We start from the raw sequence: 25,888 nt of genomic DNA, 5'->3' as shown, positions 1-25,888 counted from the left end.
TTGAAGGCAAACAAATTTAAATTTATTGATTTATTTGCAGGCATCGGAGGGTTCCATCAAGCAATGAGGTATCTTGGTGGTGAATGCTTAATGGCAGCTGAAATTAATCAAGCTTGTGTTGAAACGTATAACCTTAATTATAAAACGCTTGAGGGTAAGGTTCGAGGTAATGTTAATGATATTGATCCACTTACAATTGATTCATTTGATGTATTATGCGCTGGCTTTCCATGTCAACCATTTAGTAAAGCTGGATATCAAAAGGGATTTAAAGATGAAAGCCGTGGCAATTTATTCTTTAAAATCATAGATATTCTTGATGGGCATCCAGAAGTAAAATTTGTTATTCTTGAAAATGTGCGCAATTTGGCTGATAAATCTGAGAATTGGGATGTGATAAAAAGCGAATTAAGCAAAAGAAACTTTTATATTACAGAAAAACCCATAATACTTTCGCCTTCTGATTTTGGTTTACCACAAATTCGAGAAAGAGTTTATATTTTAGGTATCAAAAAATCAATAAAGAATAATGAAATATTAAATAATGGATGTATTCATGTTAATGATTTAAATTTAAAAAAATATTACAAGGTTTGTCAAATGGGCGATGCCTGGAAAATTCTCGAACAGGATGTATCCGACGATTATCTAATAACTGCTGAACAGGAAGAAATGATATTTGCTTGGGATGAATTTAGGCAAGCAACAAATATTGGAGTGATTGGATTCCCTATATGGTTAAACAGTTTTGGAGTAAATTTTGAAGATGAGGATTTATTTCGCCAAGAACAGGGGTATGAGGATATGCCTAATTGGAAAAAGCGTTTTGTAGATAACAATCGAAAGCTATATTTAGAAAACAGGGATTTTATTGATGACTGGATTGTTAGATATGATATGTTTAATCGCATCAAGCTTCTTCAAAAATTTGAATGGAATTGTGGTATTGATGTTGATGATATACATAACACTATTATTCAAATTCGACAATCCGGAATACGTATAAAGCGTCCTACTTATTATCCATCTTTAGTTGCTATGGTTAATACCCCTATTATATGGGATAGACAAAAACAACATTTTAGACATATAACTCAAAGAGAAGCTGCCAATCTACAAAACTTTCATGGTAAGTTTAAGTTTCCAAGAAATGATAAGGCTGCCTATAAACAGTTAGGGAATTCTGTTAATGTCAGAGTTTTAAAAATTCTTGGGGAACAATTATTCGCTTTGGCTAATGAAGGTTGGGGGGATGAAGAAAATGAATAGACGTATCAATATTAGACCTACAAGTGGAGTTTATGCCACATATAAACGACTTAGTTATCAGCCATGGACTGCAATTGCTGAATTTATAGATAACTCAACGCAAAGTTTTTATGATCATAAAGATGAGTTATTATCTACCAAATACTATAAGGGACTTGTAATAAATATTGATTATGTCGAAGATAAACTGAATGGAGATAGTCTGGTCATAAGGGATGATGCTTTTGGTATGGAATGGTCAGATTTTCAACGTGCTGTTATTTTGGATAAACCACCCAAGAATACTTCAGGAAGAAATGAATTTGGGATGGGCTTAAAAACAGCTGCATGCTGGTTTGGCTCCTTATGGTCAGTTGAGTCAACTCAACTTAATTCTAAGAACAAATACTATACTGAGATTGATATAGATCAACTGGAGAAATATAAAACTGAAGAAGTAGACGTTACGGAAGAAACAGTAAATTTAAAGGAGCACTATACAAAAATTGTAATTAAAAAACTGAATAAAAAAATTAGCGGTTCGCGTACGGTATGGGCTGTTAAACAATTATTGAGTAGTATTTATCGAGAAGATATTAGAAGTGGATTAATAAAAATATATTATAATGGTACTCTTTTACAATTTAACGAGGCCCCTATTTTTAAGGAGATTAATCAGGAGAATCATTCCAAAGAATGGAAAAAAGATATACGATTTTCGATTTTACATGACAACAAGGAACTGAAAGTAACCGGTTTTATTGCGATTCGAATTCCAGGTAGTCTTAAAGATGCTGGATTTACATTATTGCGACGTGGTCGAGTTATTGTTGGTGGTTCTGAAAAAAATTATAGGCCAACAGAATTATTTGGGGATTCGAACTCCTATGCATACCAACGATTATTTGGGGAATTACATATGGATAACTGGCCAGTAACGCAAGCAAAAGATAATTTTGATTGGCATAATAGTGGTCTAGAAGAAGCATTTATAAAGGAATTAGAAAAATTCTCACAAGATTACCGTCGAAAAGCCGAATCCATACGTGTTAGAGAAAAAATTAATACTAATGAATTGGTTAAAAATGCAGTTAAAGATTTGTCTAACTCTGGACTGGTGGATGATGTTCACGTAGAGATTATTGAACTATCTCATGAAGCGGACAGATCTATTGAAGATGATAAGTTTACCTTGATTGAAAATAATATTCCAAGTGACACGAAAATTGATTTACAAGAAGAGCAATTACCGGAAGAAATAGTCGATTTTAATGATGACGGTGTGATTTTAGAGGGAGGTTCACAGGTTAATTATAAATTTAAATATAGAGGAATTGAATACCTTTTCCATATTATATTTGAGATGTCAAATCCTACTGCCCATTGGTTACTTGTTGAGGAAAAGTCAAAGCTTGAATATACATTGCAAATAAATATGAAACATGCTTTCTTTAAGCCACTGGTCAAGAAAAAAGAGTTTATGCCTATCATGATGAAAATGTGTATAGCGCTTGTATTAGCCGAAATCGATTCCCTTATGCTATCACCAGATGGGAGAATAAACGCATGTGATATTCGTTTAAAAATGAATGAAATTCTTGAAGATGTTAGAAAAGGAGATGTCAGCAATGAATGATTCTTTGATTTCAGTAAATGAAAATGATAATATGGAACCTTGGATTATATCTGTTGACGGCTATTTTAGGTCCAATGTTGAAAAACAAATGCTGCGTGATGATATGTCTCAAGATGCAATAGATATTATTTTTTCTAACGCAGTACGTATATTAAGTAATTGTCCAAATCCAAATCTAGAAAATGAGATATCAAAAACGGGTATTGTCATTGGTAAAGTACAAAGTGGAAAAACCTCAAATTTTATTTCTGTATTGGCTTTAGCACTTGATAATGGATATGATATTGCTGTCGTTCTTGGCGGGAATACTCTTGAATTGTTAAAGCAAAATGCTACCCGAATAAATAATGCTTTTAATGTAGATACTGAAAAGCTTACTGTTTTAAAGACAAACGATAATAAGTCCCTAATAAACCCCGCTCGCATAAAGGAATTTATTGAGAACGGTAGAAAAATTATTATTGTAGGATTAAAGCACTATAAACATATTAAACAAATTTCAGAAATTTTTGATAATCCATATTTGGCAGATAAATCAGTCTTAATTGTGGATGATGAAGGAGACCAAGCAACTCTTAATACACAAGCATATCTTAACTCAATGAGTTCAACTTATGAATCTGTATTGGATTTAAAAAGAAAACTAAAAAGTCACTGTTTTCTTTCTATCACAGCCACACCGCAGGCAAATATTTTGATTCAAGTATTTGACAAATTATCTCCTGATTTTGGTGAATTGGTATATCCAGGGGATGGATATTGCGGACTTCAGGAGTTCCACGGAGAAAATTGTGAAAAATACGTCTGCGAAATTCCTACATTTGAGGGAAATATACTAGATGATATTGGTATTCCATTATCCATTTATCAGGCTGTCTCAATGTTTTTTGTTGGAAATGCAATTCGTAGAAGCCGAGGTGATTTTGGAAATCACGCTATGTTAATTCATCCGAGCCAAAAAAAATTCGATCATCAAATTGTTGTTACTAAAATACAAAATGTGCTTGATGATTGGAAAGCCAAAGCAAGGATTAAGCTTTCAGGAAAAAATGACTTGTCGTACTCTTCTCTTAAAAAGTATCTTCTGAGCGCATATACTATATTTTGTAATGATGGAGTGAAAACTGTTTCTTTTTCTGATTTGGAAGTTACCATATTGGACATTATAAAACGTTGTTCTCCTGTTCATATATGTAATAGTGATGAGAATGCAAGTGATAATTCTAAGCTATATAAAACAAATATCTTTGTTGGAGGTAATCTCGTAGAGCGAGGTATCACAATAAAAGGGCTTGCGGTAACATATATCACTAGACGAGCAAAGGGAAAAAGCAATGTTGACAACACTGAACAGCGTGCTCGATGGTTTGGATACAAAGCAAATTATCTTGATGTATGTAGAGTATTTGCAACTAGAGACATTAAGGAGGACTTCACTAGTATTTTAGAGCACGATGAGGATATGTGGGCCTCAATAGAACGAGCTCGTGATCGTGGTATTGCTTTTAAGGATATGCCACGAATCTTTAAGTTAGCAAGAAGTGCATTTTTAAGCTTAACAAGAAAAAATGTTGCCCAAACAGAACAATATGCTCTTTCCGAATGGAAACCACAAAGATACTTGCTTATGGACGAAAGGCTGGCAAATGCTAATCATTTTATTTTAAACTCATTTAGAGAAAAACATGCATTGAGTATAGAATTTGAATCACATAATTCTGTACAAGTACATGCAACTCTTTGTTGTCAAAGTTTCTATACATTATATAACGAAGTGCTATCAAAAATGTATTACTCTGCTGAGGAAGTACTTAATAAAGAATATTTCAGTATATTAAATGAGGCACTAAAAAAACTTGAGCTGAATCCTGCTGTGGATTTGGTTTGGGTAAGGGATGTTCTGCATTCAACTCGTAAGATTAATTCAGATGGAACAATACAACAGTTATTCCAAGGTCGTAATCCTAATGTAAAGAGCCCTACATATTATGAAGGTGATCGTAGTTTGGCAGATAAAAATCCGGATCATATTCAATTACAAATTCATTATATTAAACCTACTAACATTTCGGAAATAGACTACTACTCTCCCGCTTTAGCGTTGTATGTGCCAGACTATTGTTCGGATGAATTATCAAGACTGGTGGTGAAAACAAATGGATAGCAAAGAAATTTATAATAAATTATTAAACATATCCCCCCCTGAATGCAACTATGTTGTTTTTCCCTGCAATAATAGTAGATGCTTTTGGGGAAAAGATAAAGAATCTAATGTTGTGTATATGTTAACTTCTACTGCAATAAAATTACCAGCTATATATCAAGAAACTAGATCTTTATTATTTGCTTTCAACAAGAAATGCATTTTTATTATTAATGGTATATCAGAAAGCAAGGTTATGCACCTTTTGGTTTGTAAAGAAAAAGAACGTGATAAAATAGAAGCATTTATCCGACTGACGAAAGCGTTTTCTTTCAATGATATTGGCAATGATCAATATTATTTAGCAAAGTTGTTTTCGTCTTTATCTTCTCTTTTTGATAAAATACAACATATATCAGAAGTAGAATTACAAGGACTTTTTGCCGAACTATACACTATTAAATATTTTCATGCGTTAAGATGTGATGTTTCAAAATATTGGCAATCGCATGGTAAAATGAAATTTGATTTTTCGCTAGATGAATCCAAGCGTCTTGAAATCAAGTCTACGATAAAACCTTCAAGAACTCACCGTTTTAAACATGAACAGTTATTAAGTGATATCTATGATATAAAAATAGTATCTATTATGCTACAAAAAAACGATTTTGGCCTTTCGTTAGGCACACTGGTTGATGAAATAAGAACTCTTTATGCAGAGAACTATGAACTATTATTACATATTGAATCAATAGTGGCTCATATTGATTCCGATTCTTTATATACAATAAAATACGATAGAAAGTACCTAGAGAAGAATATTAAGTTTTTTGATGCTAAAGATATTCCTCATTTTAGTGAGAAATCTCCCGAAGGAGTTTATAACGCTGAGTATGATTGCATCTTAGACATTGTGCCAGAAGTATCAACTGTAGATATCAAAAATTGGATCGGAGGTGATGAAATTGTTTAAAACGTATGAATTGTTTAATCATAGAAACATTAATGATCTTGTACCTGAAATTGTTTATTATTATTTATTTCAAGGACTGAGTTTAACCGCTATTGAGCAGAAATTATTTAAAACTGAGGAATATCATGGTTGGCTAAGTAAAACATTTCTGAATTATTATGGTATAGATACAGAAAAGGAAAACAAAGGAATTTATTCCAATCGCACATTGCCAGAAGTGGTGAGTGATCTTTATAAAAGTTCCAACATCGCACATATTAGAGTTGCCAAGTTATTAAAAGAAAAGTACCTATAAAATTTTTAATATTATATATTGCATTGCCCTTTTCTTCGCTTTTGAAGAATAGTGACTTTTGGCATTTATATCACTTTTGAATGGAATAGCCCTATAGAAATCAACTTTGAATATTCTTGCCGTCTGAACTTATAATTCTCGCAAAAAGAAATTTTAAATTTACTATATTCCAACTCAAAACCTCTTAAAAAAAGGAGACTACTCAATAATAATATTTAATTTAGAACTAACGGAAATTCATAATTATAAAATTTTTGCAGAGCTATTTTACAAGCAACGTAAATTCTTTATTGTTATTCTGGCTAAATATTTTGCTTGTACTTAATCCAAGAAAGATTGCCTGTTTGTTTGCCCCCCGCTTGCGCAAACCCATCCCGGCACGCCAAACCCTCCTTTTTCCTACGTTTTTTGAGCGATCTCCAGTTCAAATCTGGTAGTCGCCTCTCTTATGAAAGCCTCAGAAACCTGATAAAATAAGGGTTTCTGGGGTTTTTACTTTGTGTTTTGTAAGCGTCAAATAAGTTGGTGTATAGAAAAACAGACAACCTCTGTTTATAATTGAAGGTTGTCTGTTAGCGACAAAGTTTTTGAACCATTGGATCCCATGGCATATATTCTTCCAGATATTCTGGATATTCAAGAAATGCAGTTCCGGGAATATCGCTGAGAATGAATTGGATATACTTCCATGGATTTAATCCATTGGCTTTGGCGGTTTCAATTAAAGTATAAATACCTGCACTTGCTTCTGCCCCTTTGGGACTTCCTGAGAACAGCCAGTTCTTGCGGCCGATTGTAAATGGCCGGATGCTGTTCTCCGCCAGATTGTTTGATATGCTGCAGTTACCATCAAGAAGATAATTCAACAGTCCATCTTTTTGGTTATTCGCGTACTGAAAGGCTTTGCCCAGTTTGGAACTCGGAAGTACTTTAGGTGAGATTTCTTTTACCCATGACCAAAAGGCATCCAGTACAGGTTTTTCCTGTAGTAGACGCTGTTCTTTCCGCCCTACGGGGGATAGGATTTCCAGTTTTTTCTCAATCTCAAAAAGTTGGTTGATATATTTGACTGCCTGAGCTGGAATGGTTGCTTCTGGGCTGTCTACATCTTTGGGGAGAGTTTCAACAAAGTATCTCCGTAGATGGGTCCAGCAGATGCACCGGATAATACCAGATACTTTTTCATATCCTTTGTAAGCATCGGTATGAATGAATCCATGGTATCCCTCCAGATATTCCTGAGGATATTTTCCGCTTCGCCCTGGTTGATATACGAACTGGCGAATTGGCTGCTCAAAGCCTTTGATAGAGCAGTATACCCACATATAAGAATCCGTTGTATTCTTTCGATTTGGTTCATTCATGACCTGTACGGGTGTTTCATCTATGTGAAGGTATTGCTGCTCTAATAGTTTTTTATGAAGGAGTCCAACAACCGGGGAAAGCCAGTCCCGATAACTGGTAAGAATCCAGTTTGACATCGTTGCACGGCTTAAGGCTACTCCGAGGCTTTCCCATTCCTTTTCCTGACGGTATAAAGGAACAGCAAGTTCATACTTTTGATGAATGACCCATGCAACCGCTCCGGGGGAAGCATAAGAGTGTTGGATTACCGGATAAGGCATTGGAGATTTCTCCATGTATTCTTTTCCCTCCTTACGGCACTTTCTGCATTCAAAGGTCTCATGGTAATAATCGATGACACGCACTTTAGCAGGAATAAATTCAATTTCAGTACGGACGAATTCCTCCCCAACAGATTCAAGTGGAGTGCCGCAGGTTTCGCAGAAGCGGTCTTCTTCCGCAAGAGTACAAAGTTTCTTTTCATGGGGGAGATCCTTCAACAGTTCTTCTTTTTGCCCTTTGTGTTTGCGGCGGCGATAAGACGCAACATCTTTCAAATCTGGCTCTGCCGCCTTCGGGTCCGAGGAGGTTTCAGCTTCATCAAAAAGAGACATCTGTCCCTCGAGTCCAAGAGATGATGTCTGCTCCGTAGTCCTGCCATAAAGTTTTCTGGTCAGAAAAACAACCTTTTCGTGAAGAAGAAGGTTTTCTTTTTCTAACTCAGCGATGCGGTTTTCGAGATTTTCAACCTGATTGTTATGCGCCATTGATGACAGTCCCTTTGCTTTTTAACTGTCATAATTATACCATAAAAGCGCCGTAAAATCCAGTAAATACGGCACTTTTCGGCACTTTATATAATCATTTCTGGATAGGATTTTTTCACTGCTTTTGGTTGGTTGATGGACAGCCCTTCCATGAGCCACCGGAACTCCTGCCCCGATATTAGCCTCACTTCAGCCTGTGTCCTGGGCCACTGGAAAGTTCCATTCTCAAGTCTCTTATAAAGTAAGACAAAACCATCGCCCTCCCAGAAGAGAGCTTTGATGCGGTTGCATTTACGGCCACAGAACAAAAACAGGCTGTTGGAAAAAGGATCAAGTTTGAAGTTCTGTTGTACAATGGCGGACAGGCTATCAATGGATTTGCGCATATCCGTATAACCGCAGGCAAGATAGATATGTTCTGCCTTTGAAATGTCGCCTAACATAGATGCCTAATGGTACGAAGAGTATTTTCGATTGTTTCCTGGTTTGCCCCATTTTGAATTTCCAGAGTCATATTTCCAATTCTGATGATGACAGCGGTTGATGAGCTGGATTTGGCAACTGCATACGGAACTTCAGCAAACATGGAGGGATGGGAGACAACTGTTGAAACTTTAGGTTTTCTTTCAGCAGGAATCGTATCAAACGCTTCATGCTTGATTTTGCGAAGCCAGTAATAATAGGATTTTATACTGACATCATGAGCGGTACACCAATCAGACACTTTCTGATTGCTTGCCCTGCATTTTTGAATCCGCTCTATCCAAAGGCTAAGTTTTTGGGAATGAGTCGCTACTGTTAAGCTATCCATAGATAAATCTCCAATCCCTTAAGGTACTTAAGTTCCTTAAGACTTTTAGAATTAGAGCTATTATCTCACAACTAAAAGTAAAAAAATACACACCGACTTATTTGACGCTTACTGTGTTTTTGGTGTTTGTGCTTGTTTGTGTGTGCATTTTTTGTGTTTTAGAGGATGATTAATCTAGGATTGCGCTCATTTTTGATGCTGTTTCTTCCTGGGTGGTGATGTTACGGAGGTAGTGGTGAGTCATGTTGAGGCTAGTGTGGTCCAGGAGTTTTTGAAGCTCAGTGTCTTCCACTCCGTTTTTGTACATAATGGAAGCGGTGGAGAAGCGAAGCTTGTGGGAGGAGCGGTATTCAATGCCTAATTTTTTTCGGCATTTTTTAACGGCGGTTAAAGGTTACTGTTGCCAGGGGCTGGCCGTCACGTAGGATTTTTACCTGTATGTGATATACGTTCTTCATAAATTTGTTCCATGACGGAATATGCCTGTATTGACAACCGTGGGCCGGCGGACCTATAATTTAGGCAGATATCACTTGAGATATGATAATGGATACGGTATTCAAAAAGGAAAAAAGGAAACGGGTAATCTACGGATGAGCAGAATAAAACTATTTTTGCACTATTTAAGAACCCATATCTGGATACAGATAAGCTTTATTTTTATGATGTCCCTGGTGATGATTATTTTCTGTTATCAGGTCTATATGAGAAAGGCTTATGAGAATTTCCTGGTGAAAAAGAACCATCTGATGGAATCTGCTGTGCTGGACGCTATGCAGATGAATATTGACTATACTATGATGGAATATATCAATATGGGGGTTCAGATTGCCGTTGCCCCGGCTGTTTATGATCTGGCCGGCCGGCTGACGGGGACACGGGAAGACCCGGAAAGGGATTTCATGATACTGAAAGCAACCTTTGCAACCATGGCCAATTATTCCAAGAATGTGATTAATATTTCCGTTGCTTCGGAAGAGGGAGAAGTCTATCAGTATGATCGTCTGTATCAGATTGATGCCATCATGTGGAGGCCGAAGGATTCCGGTTTTTTAAAAGAGATGTATAAGAAGCTCTATAAGCGGGCCAATGACAGCGTAGTGCCTAAGTATCTGGTGAGTACGGAACATGGCAGTCATCCGACGAACAAAGAACCGGTATTCCATATTTTTTATCCGATTGTTGGTAAGGAGAACAGTTTTTCCAAGATGCACGGGATGCTCTGCGTGACTTTTCGGCTCGATATGCTTCAGCCCTTTATGGATATTTTATCAGGGGAGGAGGGGACATACTCGCAGGCGTACGTGACGGAAGAGGGAGGAAGGATCATCTGCCACTCCAATCCAGAATATACGGGAAAACCCGAGTCGGTGTATCGAGAGGATGGAATGCTGTTTATCCTGGACAAACCTCTGGAAAAGGTGAACTGGCAGCTGCATGTTTCCCTTGATAAGGATCAGTTAGACAGAAGCGTGATGGGAATTATTGCTCAGGGGATGGGAGTTTATGTCTTTCTTCTCCTTGTGGTGGCTGGGATATTTTATCTGATTATCAGAAAAGTGAATAAGCCGCTGCGCAGTATTGAGACCGCTATGGAGTTGACCGCCTCTGGCAGTGAAAAGTTACGCAACAAGGTTGTTGTGAAAGGCGAACACGAAATCTGGCAATTGGCCATAGGATACAACGATATGATTGACAAACTGGTAAAGCAAGAAAAAGAGGTGGAGAAGAATTATCAGTTGTGCATAACAGCAATGGAACGGCAGCATCAGGCGGAGCGGGAAGCCCTGGAGACTCAGATCAACGCTCATTTTCTGTGCAATACCCTAGGGACAATCAACTATGAGGCCATGGAGTGCGGCAATTTTAAGGTCTCAGAACTGATAAAGAAGCTGTCAAATATTCTGCGTTATACATTTGACCAGAAGTGCCAGAATGTATACATGTACCAGGAATTTGCTTGGATTGAGCAGTATTTGTTCCTGCAGAAGGCGCGTCTTGAGGATGTCTTTGATTATGAGGTGGAGTTCCCGGAAGAATGTGTCAACTGGAGCTGCTGCAAGCTGATGCTTCAGCCATTTGTGGAGAATGCCATCCTCCACGGATTTGAAGGCAGAGAGAGCGGCGGGACGCTGTCCATTCAGGCCCGAAAAGAGGGGGAGCGGCTGACTGTTTCCATCAGGGATAATGGCTGCGGTATCTCTCCGGATAAGTTGGAGCGGATTCGGAAAGTCCTGACGGGGGAAGAAGGGGTGGAGATGAAGGATATCGGAATCGGAATACGGAATGTGGCCGCCAGAATGCGTCTGTTTTATGGGGCCGGGATTTTGATGGAAGTCACTTCGGCAGAAGGGGAGGGGACTGAGTTCCGGTTCTTTATCCCTGAAGTAAAAAGATAACAGGCAAAAGCGGGGAGGTATATTGCCATGAAGCTGATGATTGTTGAGGATGAACAGCGGGCGAGACGGGGACTGAAGAATATTATCTTATCTATTTCCCAGGAAGATGAGATCGTGGCAGAGGCAGCTAACGGAAGAAGCGCTCTGGAGCTGATTAAGACTGTGAAACCGGATGCAGTATTTACGGACATTAAGATGCCATTTATGGACGGACTCACACTGATTAAAGAAGTGCGGAAACTGGGAATGGATACAAAATTTGTGATTATCAGCGCCTATGAGGAATTTGAATATGCAAGACAGGCGATTACGTGCGGCGTATCGGAGTATCTTGTAAAACCGCTGATTATGGAAGACATCCGAAAGGCTCTCGAAGCCGTCCGCGACAGGGGGGAACAGGATAACTGCAAGGTAAGTCTGTCTGAGTGCTATCCGGAAGTCCATCCGATTATCTTAAAGGCATTGCGAAAGATTGAAAATGAATATTTGACACCCGTGAACCAGAAGGATATGGCAAATGACTTGGGGATCAGCCCGGAATATTTTTCAGGGCTGTTCAGCAAAAATATGGGAGAATCTTTCGTACATTTTCTGAGAAATTACCGTATTGAGATAGCAAAATCCCTCTATCTCCACAGTGACATTCCGAGAGAGGAAGTACCTTTCAAAGTAGGATTTGTAGATGAGAAGTATTATAACCGGGTTTTTAAGAATGCTACAGGGATGAGCGTAGGGGAATATATTCGTGAAAACAGAAGATAGCAGTGCAAGGAGAAGAGATGGATTCCTGATACAGGGGATCCATTTTCTGATTTATGGGGGAAATTTGGAGAAAGTTACATTAAAATCATGCTAAAATATTAAAATTTTATCTTAAAAATGGGGCCGAATCTTAAAGATATCGGTTAATTTTTTTTCTGCGATTGTTTATAATGGTCATATCGATAAAGAGACGGTCACAAAAAGTATTCCGGAGACATCCGGCGGCAGAAAAGGAGGAAATAAGACATGACAACAGGTTGGGGAAAGTTGGCAGCGGTTTTGACAACTGGGGTGCTGGCAGCAGCAGTGCTGGTTGGATGTGGCAGCAAAAGCAGTAACAGCAGCGACGGCGTGACAAGCGCGGCTTCAGGAGGAAAAAGTACGGAGCAGGCAAAGGCAGTAACGAAAGGCAGTGGAGACCGAAAAGAGATATCCATCTGGCATTATTTCGAACATGAGGCGGCAGCTTTGGAAAAGGTCGCGGATAAATATAACGAGTTGCAGGATGATGTCCACATTACATGTACGTATGTATCCCGGGATGAGCTGATGAACCAGTACACGATCGGCGCGGTATCAGGGGAACTCCCGGATATCGGTATGGTAGATTCTCCGGACATGGCTTCCTATATATCTCTGGGAGTTTTTGAAGATATCGACGACGAATTGAAGGCATGGGGGGATTTAGACCAGTTTTATGAGGGACCTCTCAACAGCTGTCGGGATTCCGAAGGAAGGCTGCACGGTATTCCCAATAATTCCAACTGTCTGGCGCTGCTTTGCAATATGGATATCTTAAATGCTGCGGGGATCAAGGAGACTCCGACCACCTGGGACGAGTTCTATGAGGTGTGTAAAGCGACCACAAATCCGGCGGATTCCGTATATGGATTTGCAATGTGTGCGGTTGGCAATGAGGAGGGAACCTTCCAGTATATCCCCTGGCTCTATGCGGCGGGCGCAGACGTGACGACCCTCACTTCCCCGGAGGCGGCCGAATCCCTCGATTTTCTCGCAAAGCTTGTGAATGAAGGATTGATGAGTAAGGAAGTCGTAAACTGGGGACAGGGGGACGCGCTGAACGCCTTTGCGGCGGGAAAAGCTGCGATGCTGGAGTCCGGTACCTGGCAGATCGCTCAGTTTGATAGCGGGGATGTAAAGCTGGACTGTAATTACCAGTACGCGATGCTTCCTAAGGGCAAGCAGAACGCCTCGGTTATCGGCGGAGAGAATTTCGGCGTTTGTACCGGTACAGAAGCCAAAGAGGAGTGCGTGGAGTTCTTAAAATATATGATGACTGCGGAAAATAACGCGGACTGGTGCGAGATTGCCGGAAAGCTGCCAGTAAGGGGCGACGCCACAAAGCTGAAGGATTTCTGGACGGAGGACGCCCGATATGCGGTATTCAATGAATCCATGGATTATGCGGTAGCGCGAGGCCCTCACGAGTCCTGGCCGACCATATCAGAAGCGATCTATACGGCCGAGCAGTCCTCGCTTCTGGGAGAGAAGACGGGCACGGAGGCCATGGCCCAGGCCGCAGGAATCGTGGATCCAATTCTTGCTGAAGTCCCTATTGCAAAATAGGAATCAGTAGCAAATGATCGTTACAGGGGGCGTTTCTGCGCCCCCTGTATGAAAATGGCATAAAAGTTTGAGAGAAAGGAGTGTGCGGTCTTGAATAGAAAAAAGATGACAATAGCCGAAAAGAAGACGCTTGAGGGCTATGGTTTTATTCTGCCTGGATTTTTTTACGTCATGTTGATTCTTGGCTATCCGCTTGTCTATAACGTAATTCTGAGTTTGAAAAACACGAACGTTAAGAATTTTGCGAAGGGGACCTCTGAATTTGTGGGATTTTTGAATTATATCACACTGTTCCACGATCCTACATTTTTACTGGTCTTAAAAAATACGTTTGTTTTTACGGTGTTCTGTCTAGTCATTCAGTTCACCATTGGATTCATGTTCGCCCTGTTCTTTTCCCAGCAATTTACGTTGTCGGGGCCGATTCGTGGATTAATTCTGGTTGGATATATGATGCCGATGTCTGTCACCGCCATGCTGGGAAAGAATTTATTCGGGGTATCGGAGGGCGTCATCAATGATCTGCTCTTAAAGATCGAATTGATTCAGCAGCCGGTGGAATGGCTGGTGGGAGGAAGCACGGCTCTTACCGCGGTTATCGCGGTCAACTGCTGGGTCGGCATTCCATTTAATATGCTGCTACTGACCTCGGGCCTGACTGGAATTTCACAGGATGTTTATGAGAGTGCTTCCATGGATGGGGCGAACAAAATTCAGCGTTTCTTATACATAACACTCCCGCTTATGAAGTCTTCTATTTTAGCAGTACTGATGTTAGGATTTATCTATACCTTTAAGGCGTTTGATTTAATGTTTATTATGACAAGCGGCGGACCGCTGAATGCCACGGACGTCCTGGGGACATACGCTTATAGCCTGTCATTTACTAAATATGAATTTTCGTTGGGTTCTGCAGCGGCTATGGTGCTGTTTGCCTGTCTCTTCGTCATCGGATTGTTCTATCTGCGGCTGATAACAAAGGAGGATGATTAGTATGGGAGAAAAAATCAGATATGCCGTGTGTACAAGCAGCGGCAGAAAAGATATTTTAAACTGCCTGCTGGCAATATTAATTGCAGTGATCTTCCTCTTCCCGATCTACTGGCTACTGTCCATGTCCTTCAAGACAGACGGGGAGTCTTTCGGGAAAATAGTGACGTATTATCCCCACACATTTACGCTTGAGCCATGGATTAAGAACTTCTCCGACAAGGATTTCCTGTGCTCTTTAAGGAACAGTTGCCTGATTGCCTTGCTGTCTATGACGATTTCTATCTGCTTCGGTGTGCCGACGGCGTATGGGATGGGGCGGTATAAGGTGCCGGGAAGCAAAGGCTTTCTGCTGGCCTTTCTGGTGACGCAGATGATGCCTGCCTCCCTGATGCTGACTCCCATGTATTTAATCTTCAACAAAATCGGTCTTTTGGGTACGTATTTAGGCCCTGCGCTGGCAATCTCTTCGGGATCGATCCCATTTATTGTGGTGACACTGAGACCGTATTTCAAGGGGGTTCCCACGTCCCTAGATGACGCTGCAAGAATTGACGGCTGTGGCGTGGTCCGCTCATTTTTTTCTATCATGATACCGGCGATCAAGACCGGAGTGATCACGGTGGTAATTATCTCGTTCTTGAATGGCTGGAACGACCTGGTCTATTCCATGACCTTTAACGTCAAGCCGGAGATGCGTCCGCTGACTGCCAATATCTATAAGTTCCAGAGCAAATACGGAACAAAATGGAACTGTATCATGGCGTACGGCGCGATCCTTGTCATACCGGTTGTTCTGCTATTTGTATTTCTGCAAAAATATATCGTCAGCGGCTTAACAGCCGGAGCGGTCAAAGAATAGGAGGAAAGAAATGCTGAAACAAATTGGAAATACGGTTATAAGGAGGCAGGAAAAAGAAATCCTGCAGATTGAGCCGTGGGGGCCCAATGCCCTAAGGGTCCGCGCTACCCAACTTTCTGCAATTAGGGAGGAAGAATGGTCGGCTCTGTTGGAACCGGAAAATGAGGAATTAAAAATCAGCATCGTGCTGGACGGCATGGGTGCCAGGATTGAAAATGGAAACATTCGATGTGAACTGATGGCTACCGGGAAGTTAAAATTTTATAACCGGAGAGGCGAGCTGCTTTTGGAGGAATACGACAGAAACCGTTTCCGGAAGGAGATTGAGGGGGAATTTAACAGCGCTCTGGAAATTGATCCCAGGACCTTTGAACCAATCACGGGTACGGATAATTACCGTCTAAAAGTCCGGTTTGAACCGAGTGACGGAGAGAAAATCTACGGCATGGGCCAGTATCAGCAGCCGTATCTGGATGTGAAGAACTGCCGTCTTGAGTTGGCGCACCGCAATTCCCAGGCAAGTATCCCCTTCGCACTTTCCAGCCGCGGCTACGGATTTTTGTGGAACAATCCAGCCATCGGCAGCGTTACATTCGGAAAGAACATCACGGAATGGACGGCGGAGTCCACAAAGGTAATGGACTACTGGATTGTGGCCGGGGATACTCCGGCTGAAATCGAGGAGGCTTACGCCAATGCGGTAGGTAAGGTACCGATGATGCCGGATTACGGCATGGGCTTCTGGCAGTGCAAGCTGCGCTATCAGACGCAGGAAGAGCTTTTGGAAGTAGCGAGGGAGTATAAGAAGAGGGGCATTCCACTGGATGTCATCGTCTGTGATTATTTTCACTGGCCCAATCAGGGGGACTGGAAATTTGATGAGGATTACTGGCCCGACCCTGAGGGCATGGTGCGTGAACTGAAGGAGATGGGGGTCAGGCTGATGGTGTCTGTCTGGCCAACCGTTGAGGAAAGCAGTGAGAACTATCATAAGATGGTCCGGGAAGGATATTTAGTCCGCAGCGAGCACGGAAAAGCGATCGGTCAGTTGGGAAATGCGGCATTTTTTGACGCCACGCATCCGGACGCGCGCAGCTTCGTGTGGGAGAAACTGCGCCGGAATTATTATGACAAAGGAATTGAGTTGTTCTGGCTCGATGAGGCGGAGCCGGAATTTACCGGATATCAGTTCTCTCATTACCGGTATTATCAGGGAACCGATTTAGAGACAGGTAATATTTATCCGAAGGAATATGCCAGAATGGCGTATGAAGGCCTCCGGCAGGCGGGACAGGAAAACATATTGAGCCTGCTGCGTTGTGCATGGGCCGGAAGCCAGAAATACGGGGCGCTGGTGTGGTCGGGAGATATCGATTCATCTTTCCGCTCACTGCGCAGCCAGCTGGCAGCCGGGCTCAACATGGGACTGTCCGGAATTCCGTGGTGGACGACAGACATTGGCGGATTTCACGGAGGTAATATACACGACGAAGGATTTAGAGAAGTGTTTGTGCGCTGGTTTGAATTTGGCGCCTTCTGCCCTGTCATGAGGCTGCACGGATACAGAGAACCGATCAAGGAGCCGATCGGTACTGCCGGAGGGGGAAAACACAACAGCGGAGCGGAGAATGAGATCTGGTCCTATGGAGAAGAGATTTACGCTGTCTGCAGGAAATATATTAATCTGCGGGAGAAGATGCGGCCGTATATTACGGAACTGATGCGGGAGGCCCACGAAAAGGGAACACCAGTGATGCGTCCTCTTTTTTATGACTATCCGAAAGACGGCCGATGCTGGGAAATTGAGGATGAATACTTATTCGGCCCGGACGTTCTGGTTGCACCGGTTCTCTGCGAGGCTGTGACGGAGCGGAAGGTCTATCTGCCGGCCGGCCGCTGGAAAAACTTAAATGATGCTTTGGTATATGAGGGGGGAAAGGAAATTATAGCCGCGGCCCCCATTAACGCTATCCCGGTGTTCGTAAAGGAAGGGACGTTGGACTATCTGTTCGAAACCGCAAAGTGATGCGAAGCTGCGGGGAATTATTGCAAGAGTATCACATGGGACTCCGTGGAAAGCAGAGATGAAAGAGGAGATAGGATATGGATAAAAGCAGAAAAAGGTTTGGAAGCAAAGGGTTCTTCTCCTACGGAGGAGACTACTTTTACTACATGGAGAAGATCTTTGATACGGTGGCGCTTAACCTGCTTTGGCTGCTGTTCTGCTTGCCTGTGATTACCGTCGGTGCTTCTACCACGGCGATGTATGATACGGTCCATAAACAGGGAGTGCAGGATGAGGGGTATGTAGTGAAGGTGTTTTTTCAATCTTTTGTGTGGAACTTCAAACCTTCCTGCGGACTGTGGGGGATTCTTGCGGCTGCGGCTATCATTTTTCAGCTCAATCTTGGAATTGTGTCGGCAAAGATGGAGGGAGCCGGGGCTGTTTTTCTGCTGCTTCTGTATAGTGTATGCCTGCTTTTTGCAATAGGGACGCAGCTTTACGCATTTCCTGCTCTTTCCCGTTTTTCCATGCCCGCGGGGTGGATTCTGAAAGTATCGATTTATATGTGTTTCCGTCATTTACCGCGTACCATACTCCTGGTACTGGTTACAGCGGTCAGTGTCATGCTTGTCTGGTGGTGTCTTCCGCTTGTTCTGATTCTGCCGGCCCCTGTCCACAGGATATACCATTGTCTGATAGAACCGATACTGGCGGAACACACACCGCAGAGTAAAAAAAATCATTAATATTCAGTTGAGTAAAAGGAGGATCACGCAGATGGACCAAAAAGAGGAGATGCAGAAAATGGAGAAAGCCGGAGATTTCCGCTCCGATAACCGGTTTTTACTGGGGTATTTTGAAGAGAAGGACGGGGCGCTCTATTATCGCTATGACGCGGAACGTTTAATTGTGGAGCCGTGGGGGACCAATTCTCTGCGGGTGCGTGCGTCAAAGATGGCGCAGATGCCCGAGGAACTTTGGGCGCTGGAAGGAAAGCCGGAGTTGTCAGGAGCGAAGGTGACAATTCATGATTATACGGCGGAAATCACGAATGGTAAAATTAAAGCGGTTATCAATAATATTGGAAAGCTTTCTTTCTATAACCAGAAAGGGGAACTGCTTCTGGAAGAATACGTACGCAACCGGGAGGATATGTTTGCCGATACGTGCAGTTCCCTGGAGATTGAAGCTCGAGAATTTAAGCCAATTATCGGCGGGGATTACACCTTGACAATGCGCTTTGTATCTGACCCTAAGGAGAAAATCTATGGGATGGGGCAGTATCAGCAGGATTTTCTGGATTTGAAAGGTGCAGATTTAGAACTGGCGCACCGAAACTCCCAAGCCAGTGTACCGTTTGCCCTTTCCTCGCTGGGGTATGGTTTTCTGTGGAATAACCCGGCAGTCGGGCGTGTTAATTTCGCCAGAAATATTACCACATGGGAAGCGAAGTCCACGAAAAAGCTGGACTATTGGATTACTGCGGGAGACTCTCCTGCAGAGATTGAGGAGGCGTATGCGAACGCCGCGGGGAAGGTGCCGATGATGCCGGAATATGGTCTTGGATTCTGGCAGTGTAAGCTGCGCTATCAGACGCAGGAGGAACTTCTGGAGGTCGCCAGAGAGTATAAGAGACGGGAGCTTCCCATCGACGTGATTGTCGTGGACTTCTTCCACTGGCCCAAACAGGGGGACTGGAGGTTTGATCCTACGTACTGGCCGGACCCGGACAGCATGATTACGGAACTGAATGATATGGGGATCGAACTGATGGTATCCGTATGGCCAATGGTCGATTATTTAAGTGAGAATTTCGAGGAGATGAAGGCGAAGGGTCTGCTGACTCGGGTGGAGAAGGGCGTGCGTATTGACAATGTCTATATGGGCAACACGATCCAGTATGACCCCACAAACCCTGAGGCGCGGGATTACGTCTGGAAGAAATGCAAACAGAATTATTATAATAAAGGTGTAAAGATATTTTGGCTGGATGAAGCAGAACCGGAATACTCCGTCTATGATTTTGAAAACTACCGCTATCATTTGGGGCCGAATGTGCAGATCGGGAATATTTACCCGGCGATGTACGCAAAGACCTTCTTCGAAGGGATGCGTGGGGAAGGACAGGAGAATGTGGTAAACCTTCTGCGCTGTGCCTGGGCGGGCAGCCAGAAATACGGGGCGCTGGTTTGGTCCGGCGATATACATTCCAGCTTCGACAGCATGAAAAATCAGGTTGCAGCCGGACTCAACATGGGTTTGGCGGGTATTCCATGGTGGACCACGGATATAGGAGGATTTTTTGGAGCCAACATTACCGACGAGAAATTCCATGAGGTGTTGGTACGCTGGTTTGAATATGGAACCTTCTGCCCTGTTATGCGGCTTCACGGTTATCGGATGCCGTATCAGCCTCAGCAGGGGACTACCGGAGGGGCAGCATGCGTGTCTGGCGCGCCCAATGAGATCTGGAGCTATGGTGATAAGGTGTACGAAATTTGTAAAAAGTACTTATGGATTCGTGAAAATATGCGCCCCTATACGCGGAAGTTGATGAAGGAAGCTCATGAAAAAGGAACCCCTGTGATGAGGCCGCTGTTCTACGATTTCCCAGAGGACTGTGCGTGCTGGGAGACAGAAAATCAATATATGTATGGCCCGAATGTCATGGTAGTGCCGGTTATGGAGGCAGGCGCTGATAAGATTGGTGTTTACCTTCCAAAAGGCGCAGTATGGATGAATGTCTGGACGAAGAAAACGTGGGAAGGCGGTCAGAGTATCGAGGTAGAGACGCCGTTGGATCAGATGCCGCTCTTTGTGCGGGACGGATTCGTTCTGGATGTTTGTGAACCATAAAACCAGTTTTTCCTGAAAGTAATTGAATCATTATATGAAACCCGGGAGGGGAGCGATTTAAGAAAAATCATGACCGTTCCTCTCCTGTTTTCAGTTCCATATGCGTTTAGACAATGGAAGATTTAGATTTATTTCAGTAAAGGGCCTTTAATTAAAGCCGCTTTGCTTTAAAATAGTGCCCCAGTTTATCTGTAGCAATAATAGCATCACAAACTATTTCAGGTGTTAATGTTAATGGCATGTTTCCCATTGTATCATTAGGGCTACATGCTAATTCTGCAACTTTCATTATTTCATCTATTTTAATCTCATGAATTCCAAGATCCTCCAGAGTAGTTGGCAATCCGACATCTAAACAAAAATTTATCACTTCTTCAAATTCTTCCGGAGAAGCATTTTCAAGTACTAATTGAGTTAAGGTACCAAAAGCCACTTTCTCACCATGGTAACACTGATGTGTTTCATGGATAGCTGTAAATCCATTATGAATCGCATGGGCTGCTGCGATACCACAGCTTTCAAAACCAATACCTGAAAGATATGTATTTGCTTCAACAATGTTTTCCAGTGCTTTTGTACATACTTTCGCTTGTGCAGAAACAAGAGCCTGAATACCGTTAGCAAGTAATGTATCATAACATAATCTGGCAATTGCCATAGAGGTGATGGTATAGTAGCCGCCAATAAAGTTAGGACTGTTTGACTGCATACATGCACGGGCTTCAAAATAGGTTGCCAATGCATCTCCCATGCCAGATACAAGTAAACGTGCCGGAGCAGAACTAATTACTTCAGTATCGACCAAAACCATGTTTGGATTTTTAGGAAGAAAAAGATAATCTTCAAAAGCGCCGTCGTCTGTATAGATAACTGATAAAGCACTGCATGGAGCATCTGTACCGGCAATGGTAGGAACGATTACTACAGGAGCTTCTGCGTAAAATGCAAGAGCTTTTGCTGTATCGTGGATCTTTCCTCCTCCAATTCCAACAACTACATCACAACCAGATTCCTTATATACGTTCACTAAGCGGTCAATTTCATTACGAGAGCACTCACCTTGAAAGATTTCGAAAGATAATTTTGTATTATATTCTTTTGCACTCTTTTCGATAGGATCTTTAACACGTCCCTTACCAGATTCGCTAACTAAAATAAAGGGCGCCTTTCCTATATTTTGCAAATGTTTACATAGCTCACCTAATATCCCTCTGCCTTGAACGTAGCGTTCAGGGCTGCCAATTATATTAGCCATGTTAATTCCTCCTTAGATTGTTAGTTTGATAATATTATATCGATATTTATTTATCGATATAATATATTATATTTTTATTATACATAAATGTCAATCCAGATAAGTAATTATAGTTAATTTTTTATCAAAGGATATTAGGGATCCAGGACTATCAGCAGTTTTTCAGATAGGTTATTAAGCGTGATCTTCTGCCAGGATTGGTTCAATAGCATTCCCTTTATTTTGTTTCTTGTACTCCGGGGGATTTTTCTACTCCAAGCATCGCAAATGCTAATTTATTCTATTGGCAGTGTTTTTTATTTTCAGTATATTCTAAAACCAAGCGGAGGATAGCCGGGTGATACCGTCCACAATTTCCTCTTCTGATAAACTGCTATATCCCATGAGAACCAAATTATCCGAGTAGCTTTGCAGGTTCATCCAATAGTCGGATACCGGATAAACTCCAACCCCCGCCCTTTGTGCTGACGCAATGAGTTCTTTTTCGGACATCCCATTATGAACCTCCAGCAGAATGTGCAGACCGGCATTTTTACCATGGATGTTTACCCTCCCTGCCATCTGACTTTGGATTGTGCTGATTAACATATCATGCTTTCTTTTATTGGATACAGAGGATTTGTTCAGCATCCGATTCCAATGTCCCTGCTGGATAAAGTGATACATGACTTTCTGCTCCAGCCAAGGAATAGAACAATGATAATTTGAGAAGTTAGCATGGTAATGCTTCAGTAATTCCTCCGGCAAAACGAGAAAACCCATTCTTAGGCCGGGAGCAAGCACTTTGGAAAAGGTGTTGACATAAATCACATGTTCTTTCTTGTCGAGGGAATGGATAGAGGGGATTGGTCTGCTGTTATAACGAAGCTCACTGTCATAATCGTCCTCGATAATATAAGCGTGATTCTGCTCCGCCCATTCTAACAGCTTGAGCCGTTTGTTGATTGACATGACAATACCTGTTGGGAACTGATGGGAGGGCGTGGTATAGACTAGCTTCGTACCGGAAGCCGAGAGTTTCATCAAATCAATGCCATCATCCTGCAATCCAATAGGCATCACATCATAACCATGATTGATGAAGGTTTCTCTGGCACTGTCATAGCAGGGGTCCTCCACAGCGACAATGTTGGTTTCCTGCATGAGCAACTGGCAGACTAAACTCAGGGCTGACATAGCTCCGGAGCAAAGAATAATTTGTTCCGGGCGGCAAATAACCCCTCTGGAGTTGGTGAGATATTTCATAATCTGTACCCGAAGTGCTGAATCTCCCTTTTTCTCATGATAATCAGCGATATGCCCAATTTCATCGGATAGCAATACCTGGTTCAGCAGTTTACGCCAGATACGAAGGGGGAAATTCTCAATATCAAGTCTGCAGTATTTGAAATCATACTGTATGGTAAATGTTTCTTCTAATTCCTGTATAATGGGCTTTTCAAAGTCAGTTTGTTTTATATGGGACGGAGCAAGGTTGTTTATCGCTATCTTCTGTACCTTATAGCCGCTGCCAATCTTGCTTTGAACATAACCTTCGGAACAAAGCTGCTGATATGCACTGTCAACCGTATTTTTTGCAACTATGAGTGTACTGGCCAATGTTCTGATAGGTGGGAGAATGCTTCCCTCGCATAACTCTCCGGATATAATCTTGTCCCTTAGTTGATGATAAATTTGCATATATAACGGTTCATCTGAATGCCTGTCTATGATTAACATATGTTCTCTCCTTGATTGTACCTATTAAAAATTTGATAATTGTCGCTTTCGATAGATACAATTATACGATATACTTGATAAGAAATAAAGTATCTTATTATGGAGGAATAAATCATGCAACACAGAATGAAAACACATATGATGACTAAGGACAGGATGGAGGATTTGCTGAATCGGACTGCAACGTGTAGTCTTGCTATGCTGAATGAGGATAGTACACCGTATGTCATACCAATGCACCATGTTTATCACAATGGCTTTATTTATATGCACGGTTTACCCAAGGGTAAAAAAATTAACAACATTAAAGCAGACCCTCATGTAAGTATCACCGCTTATGAAATGCAAGACTTACTCCTTGACCCGGACGGCAAGGCTTGCGATACCAACACAAAATACGAAAGTGTGATACTTTCTGGCATGGCTACCTTGGTGGATGATATTGACCTGAAAAGGGAAGCTCTGATGGAGGTCGTAAAAAAATATACCCCTCACCTATCAGGGACTACGCTGCCTGAAAATATGGTAAGAGGAACAGCAGTCATTCAGGTAGAGATTCTTGAAATGACAGGAAAATACTACGATTAAGGATATGCCGCATATGAAGAAAATCCTTAATCTCGTCTTTTTGTTCATTGGGTTTCTGGCGGTTGGACTCGGAACGGTTGGCATTATCCTTCCGATTTTGCCAACCACCCCGTTTTATCTGCTGGCTTGTTTCTGTTTCGCAAAAGGTTCGCCACAGTTTCATAAGTGGTTTACAGGCACGAAGCTATATCAGAAATACTTGGCGGAGTTTGTAAGAACACGAGCCATGACGCTGAAGGCAAAGCTCGGCCTGTGCATTCCGGTGAGTTGTATCCTAATCATTACCATGGTGCTCATTTCGTCATGGACTCTCCGAACAGGAATTGCTTGTATTATGGTATTCAAATGGTGGTATTTTACTTTCAGAATCAAGACAATGCCAAGCAAAATACCACCTCATAAGACAGTGCAGGAGGACTCATGAAAAATCCTAAAATTAAATCACAGTAGTTGAACGCAAGGGTAAAATGGGAGGCCACAGAGGTCACAAGGTTGGTGATACTTTCGACTTTATCACTTTCCGTCCGGTAATAGGCAATTCCCCTATCTACGCAATTATTTCAAATTTGTGAGGCAAAGTTTTAAGTCTAAATGACCTATGAACTTTGCCTCTTTTATATTCTAAAGATTAGAAAGAGAGGAAGATAGGCTACCGCTGCCATGACGGAAGACGGTTTTTTCTAATATGGACAGAAAATGCAGGCAAGATGACTATACGCGAACAATAGAAGTCTATAGCTATGAGGAATGCAGTGAACTCGAACACAAAGTAAGGTATCTAACGAAGACGGTGTAAAAATGGTCACATAAATACCCCAACTTACCGATTCAACCATATGCCTAAATCCTTCGGTGGCTTGAAATGCCATCTGTGATGTACATACCTGCCCTTTTGAGATCGACTAATATATTGCTAAAGACACGGTTCAGTTTAACTGACGGCGCTGCAATACTTAAGGTTCCGCTTAATGCTCCCCGGGTGTCGAAAATAGGGACGGCTATGCTGCTGATTCCCATATCTATTTCCTCAAACTCAGTGGCATAGCCTTGGGAATACACCTGCTTAATCACATTTTCAAATTCTTTTCGATCTGTAATTGTTTGCGTAGTCAATTGTTCCAGATATATAGTGTTCAGAACCTTTTCCCGTTCATTCTCCGGCATATAGGCAATTCGCAGTTTACCTGACGCAGACGCATGCAATGGAAGGCTTGCACCAGATTTGGGAGTATAGGAATAACTTGTTTTGGGTGCTTCCAATGTTTCCACAGTATAAATATCTCTGTAAAAGCTGATTTGCAGCCAGGAAGAAACATTATATTTTTCAGATATCTGCTCCATACGGGGATGAGCAATATCTCGTATACGCTGTATCTGAAGCTGGTACACCAATTTTGATTTTGTCAGAAATTCATACCCTAAGGTATAAGTTCCCTGTTCTACATCTCTGGATAAGAATCCATTGGCAAGAAGTGTTTGTGCCAGTCCCCGTGTAGTGTTTATATTCAGATCCAGTTTCGAGCTAATCTCTTTGAGACTTATCTTTCGTCCCGCATCTCCAACGCAGTTTATGATGTCAATTGCTCGCTGTACTGATTGAATAGTTTTTACTTCTTCTTTCATAGTGCACTCTCCCTCAGTCATAATT

22 protein-coding genes are annotated in these 25,888 nt (G+C 41.9%); 15 read left to right on the top strand and 7 right to left on the bottom strand.

Going from position 1 to position 25,888, the window contains the following annotated elements:
- Genes dcm through BMW45_RS05095 form a run of 5 tightly spaced genes read left to right on the top strand, consistent with a single transcriptional unit; the run spans position 1 to position 6,295 of the window.
- Positions 1–1,269 (top strand): DNA (cytosine-5-)-methyltransferase, encoded by a 1,269-nt coding sequence (dcm, locus tag BMW45_RS05115; RefSeq protein WP_092241074.1) that lies wholly within the window; start codon positions 1–3, stop codon positions 1,267–1,269.
- Positions 1,262–2,884 (top strand): ATP-binding protein, encoded by a 1,623-nt coding sequence (locus BMW45_RS05110; RefSeq protein WP_166433281.1) that lies wholly within the window; start codon positions 1,262–1,264, stop codon positions 2,882–2,884. Before dcm ends, BMW45_RS05110 begins: the two co-directional genes overlap by 8 nt.
- Complete coding sequence (locus BMW45_RS05105) at positions 2,877–5,048, top strand: Z1 domain-containing protein (protein ID WP_166433280.1); 2,172 nt, start codon at positions 2,877–2,879, stop codon at positions 5,046–5,048. Before BMW45_RS05110 ends, BMW45_RS05105 begins: the two co-directional genes overlap by 8 nt.
- Positions 5,041–6,000: a PD-(D/E)XK motif protein gene (locus BMW45_RS05100; RefSeq protein WP_092241068.1), complete on the top strand. Its 960-nt coding sequence runs from the start codon at positions 5,041–5,043 to the stop codon at positions 5,998–6,000. The genes BMW45_RS05105 and BMW45_RS05100 overlap by 8 nt, the downstream gene beginning before the upstream one ends.
- Positions 5,993–6,295 (top strand): hypothetical protein, encoded by a 303-nt coding sequence (locus BMW45_RS05095; RefSeq protein WP_092241066.1) that lies wholly within the window; start codon positions 5,993–5,995, stop codon positions 6,293–6,295. The genes BMW45_RS05100 and BMW45_RS05095 overlap by 8 nt, the downstream gene beginning before the upstream one ends.
- A 572-nt stretch (positions 6,296–6,867) precedes the next feature.
- Here the strand turns inward: BMW45_RS05095 and tnpC are convergent.
- The 4 genes from tnpC to BMW45_RS29065 form a co-directional block, all read right to left on the bottom strand.
- Entirely contained in the window at positions 6,868–8,406 is a 1,539-nt protein-coding gene (gene tnpC / locus BMW45_RS05090; protein WP_092241064.1) for an IS66 family transposase, read from the bottom strand.
- A gap of 86 nt (positions 8,407–8,492) precedes the next feature.
- Positions 8,493–8,849 (bottom strand): IS66 family insertion sequence element accessory protein TnpB, encoded by a 357-nt coding sequence (gene tnpB / locus BMW45_RS05085; protein WP_092241062.1) that lies wholly within the window; start codon positions 8,847–8,849, stop codon positions 8,493–8,495.
- Positions 8,843–9,217, bottom strand: coding sequence for an IS66 family insertion sequence element accessory protein TnpA (gene tnpA / locus BMW45_RS05080; protein WP_092241060.1), 375 nt, complete (start codon positions 9,215–9,217; stop codon positions 8,843–8,845). The genes tnpB and tnpA overlap by 7 nt, the downstream gene beginning before the upstream one ends.
- Positions 9,218–9,386: 169 nt before the next feature.
- Positions 9,387–9,572, bottom strand: a complete 186-nt coding sequence (locus tag BMW45_RS29065; protein ID WP_092241057.1) for a tyrosine-type recombinase/integrase — start codon at positions 9,570–9,572, stop codon at positions 9,387–9,389.
- Positions 9,573–9,810: 238 nt separating this feature from the next.
- Between BMW45_RS29065 and BMW45_RS05070 the strand changes: the two genes are divergently transcribed.
- From BMW45_RS05070 to BMW45_RS05035, 8 genes are all read left to right on the top strand, one after another.
- Entirely contained in the window at positions 9,811–11,616 is a 1,806-nt protein-coding gene (locus tag BMW45_RS05070; protein WP_166433279.1) for a cache domain-containing sensor histidine kinase, read from the top strand.
- 27 nt (positions 11,617–11,643) lie between these two features.
- The gene (locus tag BMW45_RS05065; protein WP_092241053.1) at positions 11,644–12,378 is read left to right on the top strand and encodes a response regulator transcription factor; all 735 of its coding nucleotides are present in this window, start codon (positions 11,644–11,646) and stop codon (positions 12,376–12,378) included.
- Between the two features lie 246 nt (positions 12,379–12,624).
- Complete coding sequence (locus BMW45_RS05060) at positions 12,625–13,965, top strand: ABC transporter substrate-binding protein (protein WP_092241051.1); 1,341 nt, start codon at positions 12,625–12,627, stop codon at positions 13,963–13,965.
- Between the two features lie 90 nt (positions 13,966–14,055).
- Complete coding sequence (locus BMW45_RS05055) at positions 14,056–14,958, top strand: carbohydrate ABC transporter permease (protein WP_242882909.1); 903 nt, start codon at positions 14,056–14,058, stop codon at positions 14,956–14,958.
- 1 nt (position 14,959) lies between these two features.
- The gene (locus BMW45_RS05050) at positions 14,960–15,817 is read left to right on the top strand and encodes a carbohydrate ABC transporter permease (RefSeq protein WP_025230920.1); all 858 of its coding nucleotides are present in this window, start codon (positions 14,960–14,962) and stop codon (positions 15,815–15,817) included.
- 10 nt (positions 15,818–15,827) lie between these two features.
- On the top strand, positions 15,828–17,843 hold the full coding sequence (locus tag BMW45_RS05045) for a glycoside hydrolase family 31 protein (protein WP_092241049.1): 2,016 nt from the start codon (positions 15,828–15,830) through the stop codon (positions 17,841–17,843).
- Between the two features lie 77 nt (positions 17,844–17,920).
- The gene (locus BMW45_RS05040) at positions 17,921–18,568 is read left to right on the top strand and encodes a YesL family protein (protein WP_092241047.1); all 648 of its coding nucleotides are present in this window, start codon (positions 17,921–17,923) and stop codon (positions 18,566–18,568) included.
- A 31-nt stretch (positions 18,569–18,599) separates the two neighbouring features.
- Complete coding sequence (locus BMW45_RS05035) at positions 18,600–20,678, top strand: glycoside hydrolase family 31 protein (RefSeq protein WP_330390683.1); 2,079 nt, start codon at positions 18,600–18,602, stop codon at positions 20,676–20,678.
- A 151-nt stretch (positions 20,679–20,829) separates the two neighbouring features.
- Here the strand turns inward: BMW45_RS05035 and BMW45_RS05030 are convergent, their stop codons facing one another.
- Together BMW45_RS05030 and pdxR are read right to left on the bottom strand one after the other, a co-directional pair.
- Positions 20,830–21,933 (bottom strand): glycerol dehydrogenase, encoded by a 1,104-nt coding sequence (locus BMW45_RS05030; RefSeq protein WP_092241045.1) that lies wholly within the window; start codon positions 21,931–21,933, stop codon positions 20,830–20,832.
- Positions 21,934–22,245: 312 nt separating this feature from the next.
- Entirely contained in the window at positions 22,246–23,652 is a 1,407-nt protein-coding gene (gene pdxR, locus BMW45_RS05025) for a MocR-like pyridoxine biosynthesis transcription factor PdxR (protein ID WP_092241043.1), read from the bottom strand.
- 114 nt (positions 23,653–23,766) lie between these two features.
- On the opposite strand from pdxR, the gene BMW45_RS05020 reads away from it, so the two are divergent.
- Together BMW45_RS05020 and BMW45_RS05015 are read left to right on the top strand one after the other, a co-directional pair.
- Positions 23,767–24,240, top strand: coding sequence for a pyridoxamine 5'-phosphate oxidase family protein (locus tag BMW45_RS05020; RefSeq protein WP_092241041.1), 474 nt, complete (start codon positions 23,767–23,769; stop codon positions 24,238–24,240).
- A 13-nt stretch (positions 24,241–24,253) separates the two neighbouring features.
- On the top strand, positions 24,254–24,664 hold the full coding sequence (locus tag BMW45_RS05015) for a YbaN family protein (RefSeq protein WP_092241039.1): 411 nt from the start codon (positions 24,254–24,256) through the stop codon (positions 24,662–24,664).
- 416 nt (positions 24,665–25,080) lie between these two features.
- Here BMW45_RS05015 and BMW45_RS05010 read toward each other — a convergent pair whose 3' ends face one another.
- The gene (locus BMW45_RS05010; RefSeq protein WP_166433278.1) at positions 25,081–25,863 is read right to left on the bottom strand and encodes an IclR family transcriptional regulator; all 783 of its coding nucleotides are present in this window, start codon (positions 25,861–25,863) and stop codon (positions 25,081–25,083) included.
- Positions 25,864–25,888: the final 25 nt, after the last annotated feature.

This window comes from Lacrimispora sphenoides, assembly GCF_900105215.1.
GTDB lineage: Bacteria > Bacillota > Clostridia > Lachnospirales > Lachnospiraceae > Lacrimispora > Lacrimispora sphenoides_A.
Note: the sequence above shows the minus strand (reverse complement) of the source record. Positions and strands in the feature narration are given on the sequence as shown.